The sequence below is a fragment of the Pseudomonas sp. ML2-2023-6 genome (genome assembly GCF_037055265.1).
Taxonomy (GTDB): domain Bacteria; phylum Pseudomonadota; class Gammaproteobacteria; order Pseudomonadales; family Pseudomonadaceae; genus Aquipseudomonas; species Aquipseudomonas kulmbachensis.
The window spans coordinates 1977148-2001989 of record NZ_CP146347.1 but is presented as its reverse complement, the minus strand read 5'-3'; the positions used below and the strand labels follow the sequence as shown (position 1 = coordinate 2001989).

The 24842-nt window shown below is 58.5% G+C and carries 24 protein-coding genes and 1 riboswitch; of the genes, 5 read left to right on the top strand and 19 right to left on the bottom strand.

Going from position 1 to position 24842, the window contains the following annotated elements; all coding sequences use genetic code 11:
* Positions 1 to 59 precede the first annotated feature (59 nt).
* The gene (locus V6L79_RS09235; protein ID WP_321835960.1) at positions 60 to 3530 is read left to right on the top strand and encodes a NahK/ErcS family hybrid sensor histidine kinase/response regulator; all 3471 of its coding nucleotides are present in this window, start codon (positions 60 to 62) and stop codon (positions 3528 to 3530) included.
* Between the two features lie 115 nt (positions 3531 to 3645).
* Here V6L79_RS09235 and rmuC read toward each other — a convergent pair whose 3' ends face one another.
* Positions 3646 to 5010 (bottom strand): DNA recombination protein RmuC, encoded by a 1365-nt coding sequence (gene rmuC, locus V6L79_RS09230; protein ID WP_261742388.1) that lies wholly within the window; start codon positions 5008 to 5010, stop codon positions 3646 to 3648.
* 172 nt (positions 5011 to 5182) lie between these two features.
* Entirely contained in the window at positions 5183 to 5506 is a 324-nt protein-coding gene (locus V6L79_RS09225; RefSeq protein ID WP_261741291.1) for a sel1 repeat family protein, read from the bottom strand.
* A 1003-nt stretch (positions 5507 to 6509) separates the two neighbouring features.
* Between V6L79_RS09225 and V6L79_RS09220 the strand changes: the two genes are divergently transcribed.
* From V6L79_RS09220 to V6L79_RS09210, 3 genes are all read left to right on the top strand, one after another.
* Entirely contained in the window at positions 6510 to 6734 is a 225-nt protein-coding gene (locus tag V6L79_RS09220) for a hypothetical protein (RefSeq protein WP_003442709.1), read from the top strand.
* 264 nt (positions 6735 to 6998) lie between these two features.
* A complete protein-coding gene (locus V6L79_RS09215; protein ID WP_261741290.1) occupies positions 6999 to 7478 on the top strand; it encodes a hypothetical protein in 480 nt (159 codons plus the stop codon).
* Between the two features lie 145 nt (positions 7479 to 7623).
* A complete protein-coding gene (locus tag V6L79_RS09210; protein WP_261741289.1) occupies positions 7624 to 8907 on the top strand; it encodes an OmpP1/FadL family transporter in 1284 nt (427 codons plus the stop codon).
* 85 nt (positions 8908 to 8992) lie between these two features.
* Here V6L79_RS09210 and V6L79_RS09205 read toward each other — a convergent pair whose 3' ends face one another.
* From V6L79_RS09205 to cobO, 14 genes are all read right to left on the bottom strand, one after another.
* Complete coding sequence (locus V6L79_RS09205) at positions 8993 to 9544, bottom strand: glutathione peroxidase (RefSeq protein ID WP_261741288.1); 552 nt, start codon at positions 9542 to 9544, stop codon at positions 8993 to 8995.
* A gap of 54 nt (positions 9545 to 9598) precedes the next feature.
* On the bottom strand, positions 9599 to 9724 hold the full coding sequence (locus V6L79_RS09200; protein WP_261742536.1) for a hypothetical protein: 126 nt from the start codon (positions 9722 to 9724) through the stop codon (positions 9599 to 9601).
* Positions 9721 to 10929, bottom strand: a complete 1209-nt coding sequence (locus V6L79_RS09195) for an MFS transporter (RefSeq protein WP_405046624.1) — start codon at positions 10927 to 10929, stop codon at positions 9721 to 9723. Before V6L79_RS09195 ends, V6L79_RS09200 begins: the two co-directional genes overlap by 4 nt.
* A 52-nt stretch (positions 10930 to 10981) precedes the next feature.
* On the bottom strand, positions 10982 to 11395 hold the full coding sequence (locus tag V6L79_RS09190; protein ID WP_261741287.1) for a MarR family winged helix-turn-helix transcriptional regulator: 414 nt from the start codon (positions 11393 to 11395) through the stop codon (positions 10982 to 10984).
* Positions 11396 to 11490: 95 nt separating this feature from the next.
* Positions 11491 to 12228, bottom strand: a complete 738-nt coding sequence (locus tag V6L79_RS09185; RefSeq protein ID WP_261741286.1) for an adenosylcobinamide-GDP ribazoletransferase — start codon at positions 12226 to 12228, stop codon at positions 11491 to 11493.
* Positions 12228 to 12806: an alpha-ribazole phosphatase family protein gene (gene cobC / locus V6L79_RS09180; RefSeq protein WP_261741285.1), complete on the bottom strand. Its 579-nt coding sequence runs from the start codon at positions 12804 to 12806 to the stop codon at positions 12228 to 12230. Before cobC ends, V6L79_RS09185 begins: the two co-directional genes overlap by 1 nt.
* Entirely contained in the window at positions 12803 to 13858 is a 1056-nt protein-coding gene (gene cobT / locus V6L79_RS09175; protein ID WP_338580113.1) for a nicotinate-nucleotide--dimethylbenzimidazole phosphoribosyltransferase, read from the bottom strand. The genes cobC and cobT overlap by 4 nt, the downstream gene beginning before the upstream one ends.
* Positions 13855 to 14376, bottom strand: a complete 522-nt coding sequence (gene cobU / locus V6L79_RS09170; RefSeq protein ID WP_321836629.1) for a bifunctional adenosylcobinamide kinase/adenosylcobinamide-phosphate guanylyltransferase — start codon at positions 14374 to 14376, stop codon at positions 13855 to 13857. Before cobU ends, cobT begins: the two co-directional genes overlap by 4 nt.
* Before the next feature lie 82 nt (positions 14377 to 14458).
* Entirely contained in the window at positions 14459 to 15910 is a 1452-nt protein-coding gene (locus tag V6L79_RS09165) for a cobyric acid synthase (RefSeq protein ID WP_261741282.1), read from the bottom strand.
* Positions 15907 to 16899, bottom strand: a complete 993-nt coding sequence (gene cobD, locus V6L79_RS09160; RefSeq protein ID WP_338580112.1) for a threonine-phosphate decarboxylase CobD — start codon at positions 16897 to 16899, stop codon at positions 15907 to 15909. The genes V6L79_RS09165 and cobD overlap by 4 nt, the downstream gene beginning before the upstream one ends.
* Positions 16892 to 17800, bottom strand: coding sequence for an adenosylcobinamide-phosphate synthase CbiB (gene cbiB / locus V6L79_RS09155; RefSeq protein WP_321835952.1), 909 nt, complete (start codon positions 17798 to 17800; stop codon positions 16892 to 16894). The genes cobD and cbiB overlap by 8 nt, the downstream gene beginning before the upstream one ends.
* Positions 17797 to 18447, bottom strand: a complete 651-nt coding sequence (gene bluB, locus V6L79_RS09150; RefSeq protein WP_261742386.1) for a 5,6-dimethylbenzimidazole synthase — start codon at positions 18445 to 18447, stop codon at positions 17797 to 17799. Before bluB ends, cbiB begins: the two co-directional genes overlap by 4 nt.
* The gene (locus V6L79_RS09145; RefSeq protein WP_338580111.1) at positions 18444 to 19757 is read right to left on the bottom strand and encodes a cobyrinate a,c-diamide synthase; all 1314 of its coding nucleotides are present in this window, start codon (positions 19755 to 19757) and stop codon (positions 18444 to 18446) included. Before V6L79_RS09145 ends, bluB begins: the two co-directional genes overlap by 4 nt.
* A gap of 10 nt (positions 19758 to 19767) precedes the next feature.
* A complete protein-coding gene (gene cobO, locus V6L79_RS09140; protein WP_016779866.1) occupies positions 19768 to 20379 on the bottom strand; it encodes a cob(I)yrinic acid a,c-diamide adenosyltransferase in 612 nt (203 codons plus the stop codon).
* 75 nt (positions 20380 to 20454) lie between these two features.
* A riboswitch (cobalamin riboswitch) is annotated at positions 20455 to 20698 on the bottom strand.
* A 128-nt stretch (positions 20699 to 20826) separates the two neighbouring features.
* On the opposite strand from cobO, the gene V6L79_RS09135 reads away from it, so the two are divergent.
* On the top strand, positions 20827 to 22134 hold the full coding sequence (locus V6L79_RS09135; RefSeq protein ID WP_338580110.1) for a sorbosone dehydrogenase family protein: 1308 nt from the start codon (positions 20827 to 20829) through the stop codon (positions 22132 to 22134).
* A 108-nt stretch (positions 22135 to 22242) separates the two neighbouring features.
* Here the strand turns inward: V6L79_RS09135 and V6L79_RS09130 are convergent, their stop codons facing one another.
* The 3 genes from V6L79_RS09130 to hda form a co-directional block, all read right to left on the bottom strand.
* Positions 22243 to 22782 (bottom strand): C40 family peptidase, encoded by a 540-nt coding sequence (locus tag V6L79_RS09130; protein WP_261741277.1) that lies wholly within the window; start codon positions 22780 to 22782, stop codon positions 22243 to 22245.
* 145 nt (positions 22783 to 22927) lie between these two features.
* Positions 22928 to 23554 carry a C40 family peptidase gene (locus V6L79_RS09125; protein WP_261741276.1) on the bottom strand — a complete coding sequence of 209 codons (627 nt, stop codon included), beginning with the start codon at positions 23552 to 23554 and terminating at the stop codon, positions 22928 to 22930.
* Between the two features lie 224 nt (positions 23555 to 23778).
* On the bottom strand, positions 23779 to 24483 hold the full coding sequence (hda, locus tag V6L79_RS09120) for a DnaA regulatory inactivator Hda (RefSeq protein ID WP_261741275.1): 705 nt from the start codon (positions 24481 to 24483) through the stop codon (positions 23779 to 23781).
* Positions 24484 to 24842: the final 359 nt, after the last annotated feature.

Sequence of the window (24842 nt, the reverse complement as noted above, 5' to 3'; positions counted from 1 at the left end):
CATGCGAGACTAGCCTGCTGCTGCGGGCTTGCAGCCGCCTTATACCTTCAGGAGTGTCCATGTCGTTGTCCAGCGGGCTGATCGCCGCCGTCGCCCTGGCCTATATGGCCATCATGTTCGCCATTGCCTTTTATGGTGACCGGCGCAGCAAACCGCTGCCGCCGCGGGTTCGCGCGTGGGTGTACAGCCTGTCCCTGGCGGTGTACTGCACCAGCTGGACGTTCTTCGGCGCCGTCGGTCAGGCTGCCGAACAATTATGGGCGTTTTTGCCGATTTACCTGGGGCCGGTACTGCTACTGGTATGCGCGCCGTGGGTGCTGCAAAAGATGGTGATGATCAGCAAGCAGGAAAACATCACTTCGATTGCCGACTTTATCGCCGCCCGCTACGGTAAATCGCAGTCACTGGCCATTGTGGTGGCGCTGATCTGCCTGGTTGGCGTGTTGCCTTATATTGCCCTGCAGCTCAAGGGCATTGTGCTCGGGGTTAACCTGCTGATCGGGGCAGGCGCAGACGCCACCGGTTCCCGGGTCGAGGACACGGCACTGATTGTGACGTTGATCCTGGCGCTGTTTACCATCCTGTTTGGTACACGCAACCTCGATGCCACCGAGCACCACCGGGGTATGGTACTGGCGATTGCCTTTGAATCCTTGGTCAAACTGTTCGCCTTTCTCGCTGTCGGCGCATTTGTGACCTATGGCCTGTACGACGGGTTCGACGATCTGTTCAGTCAGGCCATGCTCGCACCGCGACTTGAAGAGTATTGGAAAGAGACCGTCAATTGGCCTTCGATGGTGGTCCAGACCGGCGTCGCGATGATGGCCATTATCTGCCTGCCCCGTCAGTTCCACGTCACGGTGGTTGAAAACATCGAGCCGCAAGACCTGCAACTGGCCAAATGGGTGTTCCCGGCCTACCTGATCCTGGCGGGAATGTTCGTGGTGCCGATTGCACTGGCCGGGCAAATGCTGCTGCCCAGCTCGGTATTGCCCGACTCGTTTGTGATCAGCCTGCCGCTGGCGCAAGCTCACCCGGCATTGGCACTACTGGCGTTTATTGGCGGCGCGTCGGCGGCCACCGGCATGGTGATCGTGGCCAGTGTTGCGTTGTCGACCATGGTTTCCAACGACATGCTGCTGCCGTGGCTGCTGCGGCACAAAAACGCCGAGCGCCCGTTTGAAGTGTTTCGCCACTGGATGCTCTCGGTACGTCGCGTATCGATTGTGGTGATTCTGCTTCTGGCCTATGTCAGCTACCGCCTGCTGGGCTCCACCGCCAGCCTCGCCACCATCGGCCAGATCGCCTTCGCTGCCGTCACTCAACTGGCCCCGGCCATGCTCGGCGCCCTGTACTGGAAGCAGGCCAACCGCCGCGGGGTGTTTGCCGGGCTGGCGACAGGCACCTTTATCTGGTTTTACACCCTGGTACTGCCGATCATCGCTCACAGCTTTGGTTGGCACCTGAGCCACTTCCCGGGGTTGGCGTGGCTGCACAGCAATCCACTGGGGCTGTCGATCACCCCACTGACTCAAGGCGTGGTGCTGTCGCTAACTGGTAACTTCACCCTGTTTGCCTGGGTCTCGGTGCTGTCGCGCACCCGCGTGTCGGAGCATTGGCAGGCCGGGCGCTTCATCGGCCAGGAACTGAGCAGCCACCCCAGCGGTCGTTCCATGCTCTCGGTACAAGTCAACGATCTGCTGGCCCTCGCGGCACGTTTTGTCGGTGAAGAACGCGCTCACCAGAGCTTTATTCGCTTCGCCTACCGCCAGGGCAAAGGCTTTAACCCTAATCAGAACGCCAATGGCGAGTGGATTGCTCACACTGAACGGCTACTGGCCGGGGTACTCGGTGCTTCTTCTACCCGGGCAGTGGTAAAAGCGGCCATTGAAGGCCGGGAAATGCAATTAGAGGACGTAGTACGCATTGCGGATGAAGCCTCGGAAGTATTGCAGTTCAACCGCGCATTACTTCAGGGCGCGATTGAAAACATCACCCAAGGGATTAGCGTGGTCGACCAGTCACTCAAACTGGTGGCCTGGAATCGCCGCTATCTGGAACTGTTCAACTATCCCGACGGGCTGATCAGCGTAGGACGCCCGATTGCCGACATCATTCGTCACAATGCAGAACGCGGCCTGTGCGGCCCCGGCGAAGCCGAAGTGCATGTGGCCCGCCGACTGCACTGGATGCGCCAGGGTCGGGCGCACACCTCCGAACGCCTGTTCCCCAATGGTCGCGTGATCGAGCTGATTGGCAATCCCATGCCGGGCGGTGGTTTCGTCATGAGTTTCACCGACATTACTGCGTTCCGTGAGGCCGAACAGGCCCTGACGGAAGCCAACGAAGGGCTGGAGCAAAGAGTCGCCGAGCGTACGTTCGAACTGTCGCAGTTGAACCAGGCATTGACCGAAGCCAAAGGTGTGGCTGAAACAGCCAGCCAGTCGAAAACCCGTTTTTTGGCGGCGGTCAGTCACGACCTGATGCAGCCGATGAACGCGGCACGACTGTTCTCGGCCGCCCTCTCCCACCAGGAAGAAGGCTTGAGTGCGGAAGCCCAGAAACTGGTGCGGCATCTGGACAGCTCCTTGCGCTCCGCTGAAGACCTGATCAGCGACCTGCTGGATATTTCACGCCTGGAAAACGGCAAGATAACTCCCGACATCAAACCTTTCGCCATTAACGATCTGTTCGACACCTTGGGCAATGAATTCACCGCACAAGCACAGGAACAGGGACTGAACTTCAGGGTTCGCGGTAGCCGTGTGCGGGTTAACAGTGATATCAAATTACTGCGCCGGATCTTGCAGAACTTCCTGACCAATGCCTTTCGCTACGCCAAGGGCCCGGTTTTGCTGGGTGTACGTCGACGCGGCGGCGAATTGTGCCTTGAGGTCTGGGACCGCGGCCCAGGCATTCCGGAAGACAAACTGCAGGTCATTTTCGAAGAGTTCAAACGTCTCGATAGCCACCAGACCCGTGCTGAAAAAGGCCTGGGCCTGGGCTTGGCGATTGCCGACGGCTTGTGTCACGTACTCGGACATACCCTGCGAGTGCGCTCATGGCCCGGTTTTGGCAGCGTGTTCAGCGTCAGCGTGCCGATGGCCAAGAGCCAGGCCGCACCGCAACCAGTCGTCGCCGAACAGAACGGTCAACCCCTGACTGGCGCTCAGGTGCTGTGTGTCGATAACGAAGACAGCATCCTGATCGGCATGCAGAGCCTGCTGACACGCTGGGGCTGCCGTGTATGGACCGCCCGCAACCGTGAGGAGTGCGCGGTATTGCTCAATGAAGGCGTGCGCCCGCAACTGGTACTGGTTGACTACCACCTGGATGACGGCGAAGTCGGGACCGAATTGATGGGCTGGTTGCGTACACAGCTGGGCGAACCGGTGCCTGGCGTGGTGATCAGCGCCGATGGCCGACCGGAAATGATTGCCGAGGTGCACGCGGCCGGGCTGGAGTATCTGCCCAAGCCGGTCAAGCCTGCGGTTCTACGAGCGCTGCTGAGCAGGCATGTGCCGCTCTGAATTGAACGGGTGTAGCCGCTGCCGCAGGCTGCGACAAGGACCGCAGAGCCTTCGAAACTCCAGGGCTGCTACGTAACCCTTCGCAGCCTGCGGCAGCGGCTACAGAAGTTCGGTGTTATTCCGCTGGATGCGCCACACCATCAGCGTCGGTCATGGCCCGCTCCAGCAGATCAGCCGGCAAGCTTTTGCTGGCTCGGGCCCCCAGGAGCTTGAGCTGCTCGCTGCGACTGACCAGATTCCCCCGGCCTTCGGTGAGCTTGTTACGGGCTGAACTGTAGGCCTTATCCAACTGCTGCAGGCGGTTGCCGACTTCATCCAGATCCTGAATAAACAATACAAACTTGTCATACAGCCAACCCGCGCGCTCGGCAATTTCACGGGCATTCTGCCCCTGGCGCTCTTGCTTCCAAAGGCTGTCGATCACCCGCAAAGTTGCAAGCAACGTGGTCGGACTGACGATCACGATATGGCGATCAAACGCCTCTTGAAACAGATTCGGTTCAGCCTGCAACGCCGCCGAAAATGCCGCTTCAATCGGTACAAACAACAACACAAAGTCCAGGCTGTGAAGCCCTTCCAGACGTTTGTAGTCTTTGCCGGCAAGGCCCTTTACATGATTGCGCAGCGACAACACATGTTGTTTGAGCGCAGCCTGCCCAATCACGTCGTCATCGGCACCTACATACTGTTGATACGCCGTCAGGCTGACCTTGGAATCGACTACTACCTGTTTGTCACCCGGCAACATGATCAGCACGTCCGGCTGGAAACGCTCGCCGTCCGGCCCCTTGAGGCTGACTTGGGTCTGGTATTCGCGGCCTTTCTCAAGCCCTGCGTGCTCCAGAACCCGCTCCAGAATCAACTCCCCCCAGTTGCCTTGGGTTTTCTGGCCTTTCAGGGCGCGGGTCAAGTTGGTCGCCTCATCACTCAGGCGCAGGTTCAGTTGCTGCAAACGCTCCAACTCTTTACCCAGCGAAAAACGCTCGCGCGATTCCTGCTGATAGCTCTCTTCGACACGCTTTTCAAATGACTGAATGCGCTCCTTGAGGGGGTCGAGCAACTGCCCAAGGCGTTCGTTACTGGTTTCGGCGAAACGCTGTTCACGCTCATCGAAAATCTTGCCCGCCAGTTCGGCAAATTGCGCCCGCAGTTCGTCACGCGAACCTTGCAAGTCATTGAGCCGCTGCTGATGACTGTCCTGCTGCTCGCGCAACTCGGCAGCCAATCCAGAGGCGTGGGCATCCAGGCGGCGTAGCTCAATTTCTTTCTGATTGCGCTCCAGGTTCCACGCATGGGCAGCATCGCGCCCATTGTCGCGCTCAACCTGCAACAACTCGACCTCACGGCGCAGCGCAGCCAGCTCTGCTTGCTTGACCGCATTGGCCTGCCCCAGATCACTGACTTCGTCGCGACAGGCATCCAGCTGGGCACTCAGGCCTTCCTGGGATAGCTGGGCTGTAGCAAGACGCTCACCGAGCAACGCAAGCTCAGCGTGATGACCACTGGCACGGCGCTGCAACTGCCAGATAAACGCCAACAACGGCACGCCTGCTACTGCCAGGCCAAGCAACAGACTGCTCAGATCCAGGGCCATAACCCCTCCACACGAGGTAAAAGAGCAAGGTTAACCAACAGTCAGCGCCGAAGACAGTTCAGTCTTCGGTCTTGTTCAATTCCTGCTGGGCAACACGGTCGCCGGCACGGGCTGCCAGGCGCAGCAATTCATGGCCGATACGTTGATCGCGGGCGCTGCCGCACTCACGGCACATCAACTGACCCAAACGGCTCTGCGCCAGCACCACACCTTGGCGCGCAGGTTGTTTGAGCAAATGACCTGCCACGTGCTTGACGCTAGGGTTAGCGCTCAGACGAGGGTTATCCAGCAGCCAGATAGCAACCCGCAAAGAAAAGCGCTTGGGAGCTTCAGTAGGTGTATTGGGGCGAGTAACAGAGGAAGTAGCTGTGCGGAACTTCATACGACACTGTAGGGCAGAACAGAAGGCGCGCCACTCTACTCCTTTTTTCGTTTGGGTAAAGTCGAAAAAAGTCTACACCCTTGATCTAGAGCAAGCGCTTGGGACAATCCACAGAACCTGTGGATAAGTCAGTGGACAACCCCGCTTTAAGCTCCGCAAACGCCCACCCTACGGGGGCTACGGTCAAACTGTCGATTTTTTCACCAATTAAAAAAAACGATGTTTTTCATTGACTTAAATTTACAGGACAGGCTAGGAAGACTTCAATACGGGTATCTGCGCTGATTTTGTCAGCAGCACTGCAAATGTGCACAAGTTCACATTCAGAGCAACAAAGCGGACCGTAACCGAGCATGAAACGCAGGTCTACGCACCGCTACGGCGCGTCATCAAGGGCGTTTGTCAGCGATCCCCCCCTGCTCGAGGTGCGCTGGCAAATTATCAAAAGTGGGCTAATACCGTAGATAAATACCCGCCGGACTTGGCGAGACCAGCAGGTTTTGCCAGCCTGAATAGAGGCTACAGAATGTATTTTTCGCTAGCACACTTGCGTTTAAAAATTCAACCAGTTAGTATCCGCAGCGTTAGTACCAAGCTGAAAGTCAATTCGGGCCGAACAAATCCCTGCAGCCACCTTGCGTAAAGCAAAGAAGAAGCGCTGAAAAACGGGATCGACCCCCTAGATGGTTTCCAGGTAAACCTTGCGACGATACGGCCTTTGCACAAACGCACAGGGTATCGCGAAGTTCTTTTACTCTGACCGAACCAACCTGCAAATTGATCAGGATCTTCACCCGGAGCACGGAACCTTAGCTCCTGTTGTGACTGCCTGCCCTCCTAAGTACCTACCTGCCAGCCCAAGCGCCACATACTTAATGCGCTACAACTGGCGGCTTTGTTCCAGTCAGGTTCTTCGTCCAGCCAAAGAATGGCTCGACGTCACTGGAACGTTTTAACGCAGCACGGTTCTAAACCGTGTCATTTGTAGGAACACCTAATAACTATGTCTACTCAAATCCATACTCAGGATGCCATTCGCACCCTAACCAACGCCTTTGCTCCAATGAACTGCCTGATTATGGCCGCTCGCAAAGGATGCTTCAGTTTTACTCTGGTCAACGAACACGGCATCGCTCGTCACAGCGAACGCCTGTACCCCGATCAATACTCCAGCGCAGCACCTCTGCAAGCTGTGATCGAGCGTACTCGCCAGGCCCTGATAGCCTGAAAGCCTGAGCGCTACACAACAAGCCCTGCCTGATCAGCAGGGCTTTTTGTTGCCTGCAATTTAAGAAACATTCGGCATTGCTTAAGTCCTTGCGGATATATAACCAACAGCTCGAAGCCTGAAATGATTTAAAAACAGACCGTTACAGCAAAGATATGACACTACACTTCAACTCGAGCGGCACAACCCGCTTCCGGCGAACCCTCTCGATTCATGCTGCCAAGCTCTGGGTATCGCTGGTCATTTTCAGGCCCCGAGGACTTTATGGGTATCGCAGCCAGGGAGTTGAGCCTTTACGTAATTCGGCCAACGCTTTTGTATCTGGGCCAAAACAACCCGGATGCAGAAGCTCTGTTGTTGGGTATTGCGGCCAGCCAATCAAGCTTGGGCTCGGCCCTGCATGACCGACGAGGTCACGGCCTCTATTGCATACGCGAACCTCGGCATGCCGCCTTGTGGGAGGAATACCTTGCCCATGACCCAGACCTGGCGAGCCTGGTTCGCGGCCTAGCCAGCCAGCACGCATTCTTGCGCAGCCCTCACTTGGAACTCACGGTTAATTTACGTTATGCCACCGCCATTGCCTGGCTTCTTATCGAACAACAGAAAATAGCTATTCCTGCCGCTGACGACCTGCTCGGGATGGCAAGAATCTGGCGTCAAGCCTTTGAACCACATGGGCGTTTACGCGATTTCGCACAGGCTTGGCGCACCTGTGTTTCTCCTTTCAACCTTGTGACTTGAGATTTCTATAATCCTGAAATTCTGCAAATAACCTCAAACCGGTCGGATTGTCCTACAAAACATCGCTATCGTCTGCGATTTAGCCTATAGCGCTTCTACAAAAATGTTGGTAGTTTTCCTCCGGTGATCATAAGGAGTTCTAATAATGAAAAAAGTAATGCTCAAGACCACACTTGGCCTCGCTGTCACTTTGGCTTCCAGCCAGATTTTCGCCAGCGGCTTCGCACTTAACGAACAAAGCGTAAGCGGTATGGGGACCGGTTTCGCAGGTCGCTCATCTTCTGCCGATGATGCCAGCACCGTTTTTGGTAACCCTGCCGGTATGTCCCGCCTGAGCGGCCAACAAGTGACTGGCGGTATCGCCGTCATCGACGCTTCGACCGATATCAAGGATGGCCAAGGCAAATACCCTGGCACCAATAAAGGTGACATGGTGCCGTTCACCGGCGTTCCTATGGGCTTCTATACCAACAAGTTGAATGACCAGTGGGCTGTAGGCTTTGGTGTTTACGCACCTTTCGGCCTGGTTACCGACTATGAAGGCGGCTTCCAGGGTCGTGCCTTCGGCAAGAAAAGCGAAGTAAAGGTTGTCACCCTGCAACCTACCGTCAGCTATGCATTCAACGACAGGGTATCGGTGGGCTTCGGTCCGACCATCAACCGTATCAGCGGTACGCTGGAGTCCGACCTGACCGTGCTTAACCCCGCGTTCGGCGACACCAATGTAAAAGTCAAAGGCACCGATACTGCCCTGGGCTTCAACATCGGCGTTCTGGTGCAAGCAACAGACACCACCCGCATTGGTCTTACCTATCACTCCAAGGTCAGCTACAAGCTTGAAGGCCATACCAATGTGACGGCTGGGGCCAATACCCCTGCGGCATTGATGAAAAGCAATCGTTATGACGCGTCGCTATCTATCGATACTCCCGAGTCCTACGACCTGTCCGTCACTCAAGACCTGTCCGATGCCTGGAAACTCTATGCTGGCTCCACCTGGACCCGCTGGAGTCGCCTGAAAGACATCACCATTAACAACGACGGTGTTAGCCCCGGTGCTTCGGGTGCAGTCGGTTCGCAACTGTTCGGCTCCATTAAGGAAGAACAGAACTGGCATGATACCTGGGCATACGCCATTGGTACTTCCTACCAGTTGAACAAGCAGTGGGTAGTTCGTACCGGTCTGACCTGGGATCAGTCGCCAACCAACAACACCAACCGTTCGCCACGTATTCCTACCGGTGACCGTACAATCTTCAGCCTAGGTGCCGGTTATGCCGTCAACGAAAACCTGACTATTGATGCGGCTTACTCCTACCTGAAGGAAGAGTCGGTCAAGGTTCACGACCAGAACGCGCTTAACGAATACAGCGCCAAATATGAAAACAGCGCTAACGGTTTTGCTGTAGGTGCAACCTACAAGTTCTGATTCGCCGCGAGGCTAACCCCTCGCCCACCGAATCAAAAAAATCCCCGCTCTCGTTACCGAGGCGGGGATTTTTAATGGCTGCGACTCAAGGTTTTGAAGCAATGGCCTTGTCGATAGCCTCGATCAATTCCGGACTATCAGGCTTGGTCAGACTGGAGAAGCTGGCAATCACATTGCCCTGGCGATCAACCACGTATTTATAGAAGTTCCACTTCGGAGCGCTGCTCTGCTCAGCCAGCACCTTGAACATGTGCGCCGCGTCAGGCCCGCGTACATGCTGCGGATCGATCATGGTGAAGGTAACGCCATAGTTGACGTAACAAACCTTGGCCGTCTCCTCGCCGTCCTTGGCCTCTTGCTTGAAGTCATCCGACGGCACACCAATCAGCTCCAGCCCTTGCCCCTTGTAGCGCTGATTAAGCGCTTCAAGCCCCTTGAACTGCGGGGCAAAGCCGCAAAAACTCGCCGTATTGACGATCAACAGCGGCTTACCAGCAAAACGCTGGCACAGATCGATCGATTCCTTGGCCCGCAATTTGGGCAATGAGCCCTCCAGCAAAGGCGGGCATTCTGCCGCCCACACCGAACCGGCGCAGGCCAACAGCAGTACAGGCATCGCAATCCAGCGCTTGAGCATCATCGGTGTCCTTAAAAAAGTGGCAGGCTCAGAACTTACTCACCCGCTGCTGCACTAGCAAGCACCCATACCCAACTGCATCAAGGCTAACCCACCCTGATGCCAGCCCCACCAGATCAGAGCCAGCAGCAACGCACCGGTACTGACTGCACCTAACCAGATCAAGGTTGATGAATTCACCCCATACTCCCCTGCGCCTGCAAGCGGGCTACCGGACGCTCACGCACCGGCCAGTTCAGCGCGGCCGCCAACAGGCTCAACAAAATCGACACTTGCCAGATTAGAGCGTAACTACCGGTCTGATCATAGACCACGCCACCCAGCCAGCCGCCCAGGAATGCTCCCAGCTGATGGAAGAGGAATACGATGCCGCCCAGCATCGACAGGTTACGCACGCCAAACATGGTGGCCACCGTGCCATTGGTCAGCGGCACCGTCGACAGCCACAAAAAGCCCATGACCATGCCAAACAGGTACGCACTGAATTGCGTCACAGGTGCCCACAAAAACAATACGATCACTACGGCCCGCGCCAGATACAACGCCGTCAACAAGCGCGGCTTGGACATGCGCCCACCTAGCCAACCGGCGGTGTAAGTCCCAAAAATATTGAACAGGCCAATCAGTGCCAGCACGGTGGTGCCCACCGTTGCGGGCAAGTGCTGGTCCACCAGATAAGCCGGCAGGTGGATACCGATAAAGACCACCTGAAAGCCGCAAACAAAAAAGCCAAAGGCCAATAGCCAGAAGCCTGAGTGCGAACACGCCTCACGCAGTGCCTCTTTAAGGGTTTGCTCGCCGCCAAGATTGGGTAACGGACGATCCTTGAGCATGCTGACCAGCGGCACAATCAGCGCCACCAGCACACCCAACACCAGCAGCGCCGTCGACCAACCGAGCCAGCCAATCAAACCAAGAGTGCCGGGCAGCATGGCAAATTGACCAAATGAGCCCGCAGCGCTGGCGATCCCCATGCCCATGCTGCGTTTTTCAGCAGGTAATGCGCGACCGACCACGCCCAGGATCACCGAAAACGAGGTGCCGGACAGACCGATCCCGATCAACAGCCCCGCGCTCAAGGACAGCGACAACGGTGAATCCGACAACCCCATAAACAGCAGACCCACGGCATACAGCACACCGCCGACGATCACTACCTTGGCGGCACCAAAGCGGTCTGCCAGTGCCCCAGTGAAAGGCTGAGCCAGTCCCCAGATCAAGTTCTGCAAGGCGATAGCAAATGCAAAAACCTCACGCCCCCAGCCAAACTGCGCACTCATGGGCGGTAGAAACAGCCCGAATCCATGCCTTACACCTAACGACAACGCCAAAATAAGTGCGCTGCCAAGAAGGACCCAACCGCTGTTACGCCACACCGATGTCATTGTTGTTCTCCGGGAGCGGGTATATACCCATTTATAATCGAGCTACTGGCTTTTAGTCAGTACCTGCCAACTCATCCAATAGCTGTAACAGTTGTGCACGCTTGGTTTCACCCAAACGGTCCATCAAGCGCTGTTGTGCCGCTTCCCAGGCAGGCAAGGCGGCCTTCAAGCACTGATCGCCCGCCTCAGTCAGGCATACCAGCCGGTTACGCTGGTCAGCGCCCTCAGTCATCTTCAGCAGGCCTGCACCCTCAAGCACTCGCACGTTACGCCCCAACGTACTGCGATCCAGCCCCATGGCTTCTGCCAGGCTGGAGATGCTCGGTTGATCAAGACGCTTGAGATTACACAGCAAAGAATACTGGGCAACGTTGATCCCGAAGCCATCGAGAGCGCCGTCGTAATGCCTGCTCACGCCACGTGCCGCACGCCGCAGATTGGTACATAAACACTGGGTTGGTAACATTTTGTATGTATATACCCGCAATAAAATAGAATCAAGATTTAATACAGAACTTACTTCTTTGTGGGAGCGAGCCTGCTCGCGAAGCAAGCGTCAGGTCATTGCTGCATCAGCGCCAATCCCACCAGCACCAGCACTTCAAGCAACTCCAGCAACGCCCCAGCGGTATCGCCTGTGGTGCCGCCCAAACGGCGCATCATCACCCGGCGCAGCCATACAAACCCTACGGCTGCCAGCGCCAATGCCCACAGCCCGGCAGACCCGGCCAACACCACACAGGCCACGGCACCCAGCCCCAATACCCACCAGCCCGCCTTGCGTGGCAGATGGTCGGCCAGCGCCTGGCCCAAACCACCGGCACGCACGTATGGCGTGGTCAGGAACACCGCCAGCAAGGCACTGCGCCCGATCAAGGGCACGATCAGCAAAGCTGCGCCGTTGCGCTGCTCAAGTAACGCCAGCAACGCACAGAACTTGAGTAACAACACCAACACCAGCGTCACCACCGCAATCGGCCCGCTGCGCGGATCTTTCATGATGGTCAGCGTGCGCTCGCGGTCACCAAAGCCGCCCAGCCAGGCATCTGCACTGTCGGCCAGACCGTCCAGATGCAGCCCGCCACTGAGCAGCACCCAAACCGTCAGCAGCAAAGCCGCATGCAGCATCAATGGCGCATCGGCCAGCAATCCATTGAGGCCCCACAGCAGCAGACCAAACAGCAGCCCCACCAGCGGATAAAACAGTAGTGAACGCCCCAGTTCCTGGGGCTGCGGCATACCCGGCAAGCGAATCGGCAAGCTGCTTAAAAACTGCAAGGCAATCCAGAACGGCAACATTAGCCGACGACCTCGGTCAACTGACCCTTCGCGCCAACCTGCAACCCGAACAGCGCGCCATGGATCACCGGCACCTGCAGCAATTGCTCGCGGGGCAAGCCGCGGGCCTGAGCCAGCAGCAGCTTCATCACTCCGCCATGACACACCACCAGTACCCGTTCACCGGAAAATTCCTGCTGCATACGGCTGACGGCAGACAACACCCGCGCCGAAAACTCAAGTACCGGCTCGCCGTCGGGCGGGGTAAAAGCGTAGGGATCCGCCCAGAACAGACCTAGAGCTTCTGAATCGACTTCCATCAACGCCGCGGCGCTCTGCCCTTCCCAGGCACCAAAATGCAGTTCTTGCAGGTTCTTGTCGAACGACACAGGCAAATCGAGCTGTGCGCTCAACTCCCGGGCAAACAATGCGCAACGCTGCAACGGCGAACTGACAATCCGATCCCACGGCCCCTGGCCTTTAACGGCTTCACGCATTTGCGTCCAGCCCAACGGCGTCAAGGCGTCATCCAGGCTGCCGCGCAAACCACCGCCCAACTCGGTCTCGCCATGACGCAGCAAATCCAGTTGCACTGTCATGCCGGACGATCTGCAACGGCAGCTTCGGCAAATGTTGCCATCTGCCCGTGCAGGTCGCACGCCAGGCGCATCAACGGCACCGCCAACGCCGCGCCGCTGCCCTCACCCAGGCGCAGGCCCAAATCGAGCAACGGCTCGGCTTGCAAGCTTTGCAGTACATGACGATGACCCAGCTCAGCCCCACGATGACTGAAAACCAACCATTCTCGACATTCAGGATTCAAACGTACGGCGACCATCGCCGCGACGGTGCAGATAAAACCGTCGACCACCGCCACGATGCCTTCCTGGGCACAGGCCACATAGGCCCCGACCAGAGCTGCAATTTCAAAACCACCCAGGCGAAACAGGATCTGCAGCGGATCATCGAGATGGCCTGCATGCAACGCCAGCGCCCCTTCGATCACCCGCGCCTTATGGCTCACACCGGCGGCATCCAGACCTGTACCCGGCCCGGTCAACTGCGAAGCCGGGCAATCGAGCAGCGCACTGGCCACGGCACTGGCAGACGCCGTGTTGCCGATGCCCATTTCGCCGCCAATAAACAGCTCACTGCCCACTGCCTGCGCCCGCAATACGCTGTCACGTCCCGCCTGCAAGGCTTTTAATCCTTGGCTGTCGGACATCGCCGGGCCCAGCGCAAAATTGGCCGTACCTGCGCCCAACTGCAAATGACGCACACCCTCCAGCTCCAGCATCGGCGTGACCGTGCCCAGATCCACCACATCCAACTGCGCGCCCAACTGCCGGGCCAACACGCTGATCGCCGCACCGCCGCTGACAAAGTTGTGCAGCATTTGCCCGGTGACTGCTTGTGGGTAGGCCGAAACGCCTTCGTCGACTATGCCGTGATCACCTGCAAAAATCGCAATCCACAACTGATCGACACGGGGTTTGAGCCGCCCCTGCAGCCCGGCCAATTGCACCGCCAATGCCTCAAGCTGGCCCAGCGAACCCGCCGGTTTGGTCAATTGCTGCTGACGTGCGGCTGCAGCCAATTGCATATCACGGTCAACGGGCTTGCAGGGGGTCAGCCACCACGGGGTGTTCATAGTGCAGTTCCTTTCAACGTCAGGGGCAGGCCCGCCACCGTCAGCACTACTCGCTGACAGCGCTCGGCCAGGGCTTGATGCAACCAACCGGCTTCATCGACATAGCGGCGAGTCAATTCGCCCAGCGGCACGACACCCATTCCGGTTTCGTTGCTGACAAACACAATTTCGCCCGGCAGATCAGCCAGGCATTCCAGCAGTGCATCACGTTCGGCAATCAACCGCTGCGGGTCTTCAAGCATCAACAGATTGGTCATCCACAACGTCAGGCAGTCCACCAACAGGCAAGCATCGGCGCGAGCGTTATCGCGCAGTACCCGGGCCAGTTCGACAGGCTCTTCAATCAGCGCCCACTCGACTGGACGACGTTCGCGATGATGGCGCACGCGCTCGCTCATCTCGCCGTCCAGCGGCTGGCTGGTGGCGATATAGGTGACGGCGCAGCCAGACTCGGCCGCCAGCTTTTCAGCCAGGCGACTTTTGCCCGAGCGGGCGCCGCCCAAAATCAGTTGCAGCATGTCGATAAACCTCTGGATCTGCTGTGGGAGCGAGCCTGCTCGCGAAGTAATGTTTTTCGCGAGCAGGCTCGCTCCCACAGCTTTATATTTCGCAAAGCTCACGCAGGTAGGCCGTATCCAAGTGGTTTTCCACCAGGTCCGCCAGCCGCTCGATATCCCGCTCGCGCAGGGCGTGGTAGTCCACTTCCTGCACATCCTGCAAACCGGCCCAGCGCAGCAATGCGCTGCAAGCCGCAGGCGACTCGAACACACCATGCAGGTAGGTGCCGAGAATTTGCCCGTCCGCACTTTGTGCGCCATCACAGCGCCCATCATCCAGCCGCACCACAGGCTGTTCCAGAGCAACACCGGTGGTCACCCCCGCGTGGATTTCATAGCCACTGACTTCGGCGTTTTCGAGAACCAGGTGCCCGCGTACATTGCGCAGCTGCTTTTCGGCTGCAAGCTCGGTGCTGAACGCCAGCAAACCCAAGCCGGCACTGGAACCCGGCGCGCCCTCAAGGCCCAGCGGATCATGAATCTGCTCGCCGAGCATCTGCAGGCCGCCGCAAATCCCCAGCAGTTTTCCGCCGTAACGCAGATGACGACTGATGGCCGCATCCCAGCCATTGGCGCGCAAATACGCCAGATCACTGCGTACGCTTTTGGAACCGGGCAAGATGATCAAATCAGCGGGCGGAATCGGCTGGCCCGGCCCCACAAACTGCAAGTCCACTTGCGGATGCAGGCGCAGCGGGTCGAAATCCGTGTGATTGCTGATGCGCGGCAGTACCGGCACCACCACCTTGAGCACCTGCTCGACCTTGTCGGTCTGGCGCTGATCGATGCCATCCTCGGCCTCGAGGTGCAAGTCCATCACATAGGGCAACACACCGATTACCGGCTTGCCGGTGCGCTGTTCCAGCCAGTCAAGACCGGGCTGGAGCAAGGCGATATCGCCGCGAAACCGGTTGATGATAAAACCTTTGACCCGCGCCTGTTCCGACTCGGACAACAGCTCCAGGGTGCCAACCAGATGCGCAAACACCCCACCGCGATTGATGTCAGCGATCAACACCACCGGGCAGTCCACCGCTTCGGCAAAGCCCATGTTGGCAATATCACCGGCCCGTAAATTGATCTCGGCCGGAGAACCCGCGCCCTCGACCATCACCACCGGATACGCCGCACTCAAACGCTGGTGCGAGGCCAGTACCGCCTGCATGGCGATGGCCTTGTAGTCGTGATACGCCACCGCGTTCATGCTGGTAACGGCACGACCATGAATAATCACCTGGGCACCGGTATCGCTGTTGGGCTTGAGCAACACCGGGTTCATGTCCGTGTGCGGCGCCAGCCCTGCAGCCTGAGCTTGTACCGCCTGGGCGCGACCAATCTCGCCACCTTCGGCGGTCACCGCGCTGTTGAGTGCCATATTCTGCGGTTTGAACGGCACCACAGCCACACCCTGGCGAGTCAGCCAACGGCACAGGGCCGTCACCAACGTGCTTTTACCGGCATCAGATGTGGTGCCTTGCACCATCAACGTACTCATAGGGTTTCCTTGGTGTACGCCGCTAATGCCAGCTCCAGACGCAACCAGTCAGCCTCGGCTGCAGGCAGGCCAAAACGCACGCTGCTGTTGTGGGTAAACAGGCGCAGCAAAATGCCGCGATGCGCCATAAATTCGTAAAGACGGTCGGCATGGGGCGTGATCAGCCACTTGAACAATGCGCAGCCCCCTTGCGGCGGTAAATCATGCAAGCCCAGCAACCGTTCCAGCCGCCCGCTAGCCAACTCGCTGCGCTCGCGCTGGCGAGCATGGCCGGCGGTGTCGAGCAGGCAGGCCTGACCGACAATGCGCGTCGGCCCACTCACGGCCCAGGGTCCAGCTTGCTCGGCCAGTAACTTGAGTAACTTTTGCTCGGCCAGTACAAAACCCAGCCGCACTCCGGCCAGACCAAAAAACTTGCCAAACGAGCGCAGCACAATCAGCCCAGTACGCTGGCTCTGTGCCGCTAGGCTCAGCTCTGGCGTGTTGTCCATAAAGGCTTCGTCCACCACCAGCCAGCCACCGCGCTGCACCAGCCGCACATGCCATTCCAGCAAACGCTCAGGGGTCAGGCTCAACCCCGTAGGATTGTTGGGATTGACCACGACTAATACGTCCAGCTTGTCGAGGTAGAAATCGACTTCCTGCTCCATGATTTCACGCACGATATGCCCACTGTGCCGCCAGGCATGCGCATGCTCGGCGTAACACGGCGACAGCACGCCAACCTTGCCACTGCGGCGCAGGCGCGGCAGTAACTGAATGGCTGATTGCGAACCCGCCACCGGCAGCACATTCAGTGCGCCGTAATAGGCGCAGGCTGCCTGCTCAAGACCGTCGTCGGTTTCAGGCAAGCGCGCCCAAGCACGTGCAGGTATCGGCGGAATAGCAAATGGCCAAGGCGCCAGCCCAGTGGACAAATCCAGCCAGTCGGCTTCGGCAATGCCGTAATGCAACGCTGCCCTGCGCAAACGCCCGCCGTGCTCAAGCATAGAATTCACTCCACACACACAGAATCAACAACCACAGCCACACGCCACGCTGCACCAGTTGCCAGCCACGACCAATCGAGTCGGCATCTGCCGGTACACCTTCACCCAACTGCGGACGCTCATGCAGTTCGCCGTGATAAATCGCCGGGCCACCTAACTCAACACCCAACGCACCGGCGCCTGCGGCCATGACCGGGCCAGCATTGGGGCTGTCCCACAGCGGGGCCTGTTTGCGCCAGCACTTCAAGGCCAGTCGGGTTTTACCCAGTACGGCGTAAGTCAGAGCAACCAGCCTTGCAGGAATATAGTTAAGAACATCGTCGATCCGGGCAGCGGCCCAACCAAATCGCTCAAAGCGTTCGTTGCGATAGCCCCACATCGCGTCCAGCGTATTACTCAAACGATAGAGCACCACGCCCGGCGCACCGGCCACGGCAAACCAGAAAATCGCCGCAAACACCGCATCGCTGCCGTTCTCGAGTACCGATTCGGTGGCGGCGCGGGCCACTTCAGTCGAGTCCAGCTCGCTGGTCTGGCGGCTGACCAGATACCCGACCCGGGTGCGCGCCTCATCCAGATCATTGGCGCGCAATGCCTGGGCAACCGGTTGCACATGCTCCCCGAGGCTGCGCATGCCCAGCGCGCAATACAGCGCCAGAATGTCCACCAACCAACCGATATAAGGCAGCCACGACAGTGCCGTGGCCAGAACCGTCAGCGGCAATACCGCCAGCACCCACGCCGTCACACCATGACTGCGCCAGCCACGACCACCGGAATTGAAACGCTGCTCGATACGCTCGGCCATCCGGCCAAACGCCACCAGCGGATGCCAACGCTTGGGCTCACCCAACAGTGCATCCAGCGCCACCCCGGCGACGCACAGCAACGCCACACTCATGGACTCACTCCCCAATAATTCTCATACACCAATTCACTCAGTGGGCGCGCTTGCGCCCACCCTTCCAGCACCAGCATCGGCGCCGGATAAAAAGCCTCGACCGGGCCCAGGCACAACACAGCCAGCGGCTTGGCGCCTGCGGGCAACCCCAACAGATCAGCCAACGCCTGAGGCTCGAACAACGATACCCAGCCCATGCCCAAGCCCTCGACACGTGCCGCCAACCACAGGTTTTGAATGGCACAGGACAACGATGCCATATCCATTTCCGGAAGTGTTCGTCGGCCAAAAATGTGCTTTTCGCGGTCGTCCATCAACGCCGCCACCAGCACCTCGGCGCAATCGTTGATGCCTTCGACCTTGAGCGTCATGAACTCATCGGAGCGCTGGCCCAGCGCCTCGGCGGTGCGCACCCGCTCGTCTTCGACCAAGCCCTGGATCTTGCCACGCAGCTCTCGGTCGGTGATGCGGATAAATCGCCACGGCTGCATCAACCCCACACTCGGGGCCTGATGCGCCGCTTCCAGCAAACGCGACAACAACTCGGGCGCCACACTGCCACCGCTGAAATGCCGCATATCGCGGCGTTCGGCAATGGCGCGGTACACGGCTGCGCGTTCTTCAGGGCTAAATGCGTTGTCGGTCATGGCGCCTTCACGGCGCATGGCGCGAACAACGCGGCAATGGCCTGAGGATTGGACGGGAAGTAAAAGTGCACATAAGAGGCGGTCATCCGCCCTTCGCGATATACCGCTTCAGCGCCACGCCCGCCGTTAGGGCTCAGGCCGCGGGCAATGGGCTCAAGCTCGGTACTGGTCAGCGAGTGATGATAGGTGTGGCCGCGCAGCAACCCTTCGGGCATGTCCACGGCCTGCAACGCCAGCGCAGCCAGACGCTTTTGCATCGTCGCCTCCCCAGCCAGCAAACCCACCAGTTCAGCACGCTGCCCCTCAACATCGGTCAAGGCATCGAGCAGGTAAAGCATGCCGCCGCATTCGGCGAGCAGCGGCTTGCCCGCAGCGTGATGGGCACGAATCGCCTCCAGCATCGGCGTATTGCGCGACAGCTCAAGGTGATGCAACTCGGGATAACCGCCCGGCAAATACAGGCTGTCAGCCTCGGGCAAGCGGACATCGCGAATTGGCGAGAAGAACACCAGCTCAGCGCCCATCGCCCGCAACAGATCCAGGCTCGCACCATAGGTGAAGGCAAACGCTTCGTCACGGGCCACGGCAATCCGCACCCCGGCCAGCAACGGCTCGACCGCAACCGGTTCAGGCGCCGCAAACTCGACCGCGGGCGGCAGCGCTACCTCACAGGTACTGGCCAAGGCATTCGCCGCCGCGTCGAGGCGTACATCCAGATCGTTCAGCTCACTGGCCTGGACCAACCCCAGGTGACGGCTCGGCAGCTCGATCCCGGTCTCGCGGGACAGCGCGCCGTACCAACGCAAGCCTTCGGTCAGGCTGCCTTCGAGCAACTGCGCGTGGCGCACCGTGCCGACCCGATTGGCCAGCACACCGGCAAACGGCAGATCCGGCTGATAGCGCGCCAGGCCCAAGGCCAGTGCACCAAAGGTCTGGGCCATCGCGGTACCATCGATCACCGCCAAGACTGGCACACCAAAATGCCGCGCCAGATCGGCGCTGGACGGTGTGCCGTCGAACAGCCCCATAACACCTTCGATAAGGATCAGGTCCGCATCTGCAGCAGCCTCCCACAGCAGACGGCGGCTTTCATCGGCGCCCACCATCCACAAATCCACCTGATACACCGGCGCACCGCTGGCGCGCTCAAGAATCATCGGGTCGAGAAAGTCCGGGCCACATTTGAACACCCGCACCTTGCGCCCCTGATTGCGATGCAACCGGGCCAGGGCGGCGGTAACGGTGGTCTTGCCCTGACCGGAAGCCGGTGCGGCGATCAACACCGCCGGGCAATGACGTGACGCTCTCATACTTCAACACTCACAATTCGATGCCTTTCTGGGCTTTGATCCCGGCCTGGAAGGCGTGTTTCACCACACCCATTTCGGTCACGGTATCGGCCAGATCAATCAGTTCAGGTTTGGCGCCGCGCCCGGTGACCAGCACATGCTGCATCGGCGGACGGGCTTGCAGGTCGGCGAGTACCTGCTCAAGGTCGAGGTAGCCGTGCTTGAGCGCGATATTCAGCTCATCCAGCACCACCAGCCCGATGGACGGGTCACGCAGCATCTCGCGGGACACTTCCCACGCGGCTTCAGCGGCGGCGATATCACGCTGACGATCCTGGGTTTCCCAGGTAAAGCCTTCGCCCATGACGTGATAACGCACCTGCTCGGGGAAGCGGCGGAAGAAGATCTCTTCGCCGGTGCTGTTGCGACCCTTGATGAACTGCACCACACCGCACTGCATGCCGTGGCCCATGGCCCGGGCCAACATGCCAAAAGCGGAACTGCTTTTACCTTTGCCGTTGCCGGTCAATACCAGCAGCAGCCCGCACTCATTGGGCGAGCTGGCAATGCGCTCGTCCATAACGGCTTTTTTGCGCAGCATGCGCGCCTGATGACGTTCGTCGCGTTCGGGGGATTCGTTCATGGCAGCTCTCCGTTGGGGCTCAATGATGCAAACGGGAGGCGGGGGACAATAAACAACACACCATCGCCCGCCGCGAGGATGCTGGATGGATCAGGCCGGTCTCCGGGCTCACAAGCGGTTCCATCCCGAAGGACAACCCCTGACCACGCGCCTTCCCGTGCGAAAACACAGTGGCACTCAGCGTGGTTTTGACTCATTTACCGTTGCGGGGGCAGCGCCGGGATCATGGCGGTTGTGTGGGTCAAACACGCCCTCACCGGCTTCCCTGTTTCACTCTATCGATCCGGGACCATAGAGCACCTGAAACAAGCCGCGAAGGTTAGAGGGTTGGGGGTGGAGCGTCAATTAAAGGTGGCACCAAAACGCTTTATACAAGGCTCTGACCTGAACCTTTAAGCGGCTACGCTTCTCTATGACTTACAAGACCAAAACCTCATGGAGATACACATGTTCAAGCGCCAGCACGCTATTGTCATCGTACTTGCGACGGGGTTGGCTGCCTGCGGCGAGAATTCGACCCTGCAAGTGAGTGATGGCACGGGACCTACGCCGAAACTGCCCGAACCGAACAAGACACTCATCCCGACCGTCAATATCGCCCCGGCGATCAGCTGGCCTGACGGTGCCACGCCAATTGCCGCCCAAGGCCTGCAAGTAACAGCCTTTGCCGAAAACCTTGACCACCCGCGCTGGCTCTACGTATTACCCAACGGCGACGTACTGGTGGCAGAAACCAATTCACCGCCCAAACCGGATGACAGCAAGGGCATCAAGGGCTGGATCGCGGACAAGGTGATGGCCCGCGCCGGGGCCGGAGTGCCAAGCGCGAATCGGATTACCTTGTTGCGCGATGCTGACCACGACGGCGTAGCCGAAACCCGTACGGTTTTTATCGAGAATCTGAACTCGCCCTTTGGCATGACGCTGGTGGGCAATGATCTGTATGTCGCCGACGCCGACAAGCTGTTGCGCTTCCCTTATCAGGCAGGCGAAAACAGCATCAGCGCCCCACCCACCAAAGTCGTCGACCTGCCGGGCGGGCCGTTGAATCACCACTGGACCAAAAACGTCATCGCCAGCCCCGACGGCTCCAAGCTGTATGTCAGTGTCGGCTCCAACAGCAACGTCGGCGAGAACGGCATGGATAAGGAGCAAGGTCGCGCCGCAATCTGGGAAGTTGATCGCGCCACCGGCAATCACCGGATTTTCGCTTCAGGCCTGCGCAACCCCAACGGGATGGACTGGGAGCCCAAAACCGGAAAACTCTGGACTGCCGTCAACGAACGCGACGAAATCGGCAGCGACCTGGTGCCCGACTACATCACCTCAGTCAAGGACGGCGGCTTCTATGGCTGGCCCTACAGCTATTACGGCCAGCATGCGGATGTACGGGTCAACCCGCAAAACCCGGAACTGGTGGCCAAGGCCATTGCCCCGGACTACGCAGTGGGCCCGCACACCGCGTCTCTGGGCCTGAGCTTTGCCGCAGGAAGCAAACTCCCCGACTTTACTGAAGGCGCTTTTATAGGCCAGCACGGCTCCTGGAACCGCAAGCCGCACAGTGGCTACAAGGTGATTTTTGTGCCCTTCGCGGACGGCAAGCCCACAGGCATGCCGATCGATGTGTTGACCGGTTTTCTCAACGCAGACGAAAAGGCCATGGGCCGGCCGGTGGGCGTGGTCATCGACAAGCAAGGGGATTTGTTGGTGGCCGATGATGTCGGCAACAAGATCTGGCGGGTGTCAGGCAAGTAAAAGCCTGGCTGTAGCCGCTGACGAGGAACGAGGCTGTGATGGGCTGCCTAGCAGCCCCATATCCTGAAGGCCCTTCGGACCTTATCAGCGGCTACAGCAGGTTTGCGGTTACGGCAAACGCGCCAGATGCTGCTCGTTCGGCAGGACCCGCTTGGCGTTCAGATAGGCTTTTTGCCAGTAGGCTTTGTTGAGGCTGTCCAGCTTGACCGTACCGCCCGTGGCCGGCGCGTGTACAAAGCGGCCTTCGCCGACGTAGATCCCGGCGTGGCTGACCTGGGAGCCACCATTGGTGGCAAAGAACAGCAGGTCGCCGGTTTGCAGCTTGTCCTGACCAATATTCTGCGCCTGCATCACGATCATCTCGCGGGTGGTGCGCGGCAGCGAAATACCCGCTGCGTCGTTGTACACGTACTTGATCAGGCCGCTGCAATCAAAACCCGAATCCGGGGTATTGCCGCCCCAGCGATAAGGCGTGCCAACCAGCCCCAAAGCGCGAAACAGCACGTCTGCGGCAATCGGTGAGGTTTCTTCAGGGTGGCTGATAAATACAAGCGGCTTTTGCGCAACGGGAGGCGGTGCCGTGCGGTTCGCGCAGGCACTGAGCAGTGCTGCTAGAGTCAAAAGTGCAACGCGGGCCATGATCGACATAAACAGAATGTTCCTGATTCTGGATACGGCAACTCTGGCCGCGAAACCCGAAGCCGCGACAGGGGGCACCTTCGCGGCTTCAGGAATTTAACAATGCGACTGAATTCTAGCGCTTAGCAACAGAACTTCAAGTAAGACATTAACTTTACTTGCGAGCTACTACGCTCGAAGGTGCCATCGCGAGTGCGCGCTTGGCCTCAATAAAGGTCTTGCTCCAGTAGCTGTCACCCAGGTTATCAATCCGTACACCACCGCTGCGGCGGCTGCTGGAGTGGATAAACTGGTCATCGCCCAGGTAAATCCCGGCATGGCTTACACGACCACGACCATTGGTGCTGAAGAACAGCAAATCACCTGGTTTCAGATTGTTTCGTGCGACCAACGGTGCATTTACGTTGATCATTTCACGCGTTGAGCGCGGCAATTGCATGCCCGCCTCTTCTTTGAACAGATAACCGATGAAGCCGCTGCAATCGAAGCCTGCCTCAGAGGTGCCGCCAAAACGGTAACGCGTACCGATCAAGGCCATGCCACGCTCAAGGATGCTGTCAGCCAAAGCTGGCAGTTCGTAAGGCTTGCTGTTGGCGGAGAAGTCAGCCAGTTCTTTTTCGGTTGCCAGCTCTTCCTGATAAATAGCGGAAGATTGCGATACCGAGGATGACTTATGAGCCTGACGTTCGACGACTTGTTGCGACACAGGAGTGTGAGCAGCACAGCCAAACAACAGGGTAACGAGTGCGAGGGGCACGAGGGGTGCGAAGCGCTTTAGCATGGGCACGACCGTGGCTTGTAGGAAAAGTAGCCGCGACTATGCCTTCTATGATCCTCATTTGCAAATTCAATCGATCTAAATGTGACTCAAGGGTTTTCTCGATGCATCTAAGGCTTTACACCTCTGACAATCGACTTTGCGCGCGCAACCATTCTGCGACGCAGGCTTTGTGCCGCCTAAAAATTGCCGGAAAGGTCTGCAGGCTACGATTTTAAAGGGACGAGCTACCAGCCCAGGGTTTCTTTCAAGAACGGTATGGTCAGCTTGCGCTGCGCTTGCAAAGACGCCTGATCGAGCCGTTCGAGCAAATCGAACAGCGCGCTCATGCTGCGGGTGCCGCGCGTGAGAATAAAGTGCCCAACCTCGTCGGTCAGGTGCAAGCCACGACGCGATGCGCGCAACTGCAAGGCACGCAGCTTGTCTTCATCGGACAAGGGGCGCATCTGAAAGACCAGCGCAAGGGTCAGGCGGGACTTGAGGTCCGCCAGCTTGATTGGCAATTCACGGGGCGAGGTGGAGGCAGCAATCAGCAGGCGCCGCCCGCTGTCACGCAAACGGTTGAACAGGTGAAACAGCGCTTCTTCCCAGTCAGCACGACCGGCCACTGCCTGAAGATCATCCAGACAGACCAGTTCGTATTGCTCAAGGTTATCGAGGATCTCAATGCCGCGATCCAGCAACTCGGCCAGTGGCAGGTACACCGCCGGCTCACCCATCTGTTCAAAGCGCAGGCAGGCGGCCTGTAGCAAGTGCGTACGCCCGACGCCATGCTTGCCCCACAGATAGATCAGGCTTTCTGTCCAGCCGGCGTCGGCTTCGCACAGACGCTCGACATAGCCGAGTGCAGCGGCATTGGCGCCTGGATAGTAATTTATGAAGGTTGCGTCATCACGCAGACGCACACCTAGGGGCAGCTGAATCGGTTTCATGCTGACTGAACAGTTCAAACGAACCGTTAGTGGCCTCTGTGTAAGGTTTGAAAAGTTTATACCCGTCTCGCCGGGCACACAATGTAACAGACCACGAGCAAAATCAAAGGTTTGCATTATCTCTTTGAGCCACAACGAGTTTATTGATTGCGAGCTGGCACTGATACCCCCCAGCTTCGAAAACCTTCCCCACCCCTCCTCCTCGCCCGGCTTGACGCCCGAAACGAGCGCTTTCGCCTACGCATCGCTGCAGGACCTATCAATTCTGGCAGTAACCGACCGAGAAAAATCACAGATAAAGTTAAAACCACACACTGCCGAAAAAACCAATCACGCACTCCGTACCAGCCGAGGCCCCC

Bases quoted from the DNA above. Each gene is read 5' to 3' on its own strand.
- V6L79_RS09235 (WP_321835960.1), top strand. From the start codon at position 60: ATGTCGTTGTCCAGCGGGCTGATCGCCGCCGTCGCCCTGGCCTATATG.
- V6L79_RS09225 (WP_261741291.1), bottom strand. From the start codon at position 5,506: ATGAAGTTCCGCACAGCTACTTCCTCTGTTACTCGCCCCAATACACCT.
- V6L79_RS09220 (WP_003442709.1), top strand. From the start codon at position 6,510: ATGTCTACTCAAATCCATACTCAGGATGCCATTCGCACCCTAACCAAC.
- V6L79_RS09215 (WP_261741290.1), top strand. From the start codon at position 6,999: ATGGGTATCGCAGCCAGGGAGTTGAGCCTTTACGTAATTCGGCCAACG.
- V6L79_RS09210 (WP_261741289.1), top strand. From the start codon at position 7,624: ATGAAAAAAGTAATGCTCAAGACCACACTTGGCCTCGCTGTCACTTTG.
- V6L79_RS09205 (WP_261741288.1), bottom strand. From the start codon at position 9,544: ATGCTCAAGCGCTGGATTGCGATGCCTGTACTGCTGTTGGCCTGCGCC.
- V6L79_RS09195 (WP_405046624.1), bottom strand. From the start codon at position 10,929: ATGACATCGGTGTGGCGTAACAGCGGTTGGGTCCTTCTTGGCAGCGCA.
- V6L79_RS09190 (WP_261741287.1), bottom strand. From the start codon at position 11,395: ATGTTACCAACCCAGTGTTTATGTACCAATCTGCGGCGTGCGGCACGT.
- V6L79_RS09185 (WP_261741286.1), bottom strand. From the start codon at position 12,228: ATGTTGCCGTTCTGGATTGCCTTGCAGTTTTTAAGCAGCTTGCCGATT.
- cobC (WP_261741285.1), bottom strand. From the start codon at position 12,806: ATGACAGTGCAACTGGATTTGCTGCGTCATGGCGAGACCGAGTTGGGC.
- cobT (WP_338580113.1), bottom strand. From the start codon at position 13,858: ATGAACACCCCGTGGTGGCTGACCCCCTGCAAGCCCGTTGACCGTGAT.
- cobU (WP_321836629.1), bottom strand. From the start codon at position 14,376: ATGCTGCAACTGATTTTGGGCGGCGCCCGCTCGGGCAAAAGTCGCCTG.
- V6L79_RS09165 (WP_261741282.1), bottom strand. From the start codon at position 15,910: ATGAGTACGTTGATGGTGCAAGGCACCACATCTGATGCCGGTAAAAGC.
- cobD (WP_338580112.1), bottom strand. From the start codon at position 16,899: ATGCTTGAGCACGGCGGGCGTTTGCGCAGGGCAGCGTTGCATTACGGC.
- cbiB (WP_321835952.1), bottom strand. From the start codon at position 17,800: ATGAGTGTGGCGTTGCTGTGCGTCGCCGGGGTGGCGCTGGATGCACTG.
- bluB (WP_261742386.1), bottom strand. From the start codon at position 18,447: ATGACCGACAACGCATTTAGCCCTGAAGAACGCGCAGCCGTGTACCGC.
- V6L79_RS09145 (WP_338580111.1), bottom strand. From the start codon at position 19,757: ATGAGAGCGTCACGTCATTGCCCGGCGGTGTTGATCGCCGCACCGGCT.
- cobO (WP_016779866.1), bottom strand. From the start codon at position 20,379: ATGAACGAATCCCCCGAACGCGACGAACGTCATCAGGCGCGCATGCTG.
- V6L79_RS09135 (WP_338580110.1), top strand. From the start codon at position 20,827: ATGTTCAAGCGCCAGCACGCTATTGTCATCGTACTTGCGACGGGGTTG.
- V6L79_RS09130 (WP_261741277.1), bottom strand. From the start codon at position 22,782: ATGTCGATCATGGCCCGCGTTGCACTTTTGACTCTAGCAGCACTGCTC.
- V6L79_RS09125 (WP_261741276.1), bottom strand. From the start codon at position 23,554: ATGCTAAAGCGCTTCGCACCCCTCGTGCCCCTCGCACTCGTTACCCTG.
- hda (WP_261741275.1), bottom strand. From the start codon at position 24,483: ATGAAACCGATTCAGCTGCCCCTAGGTGTGCGTCTGCGTGATGACGCA.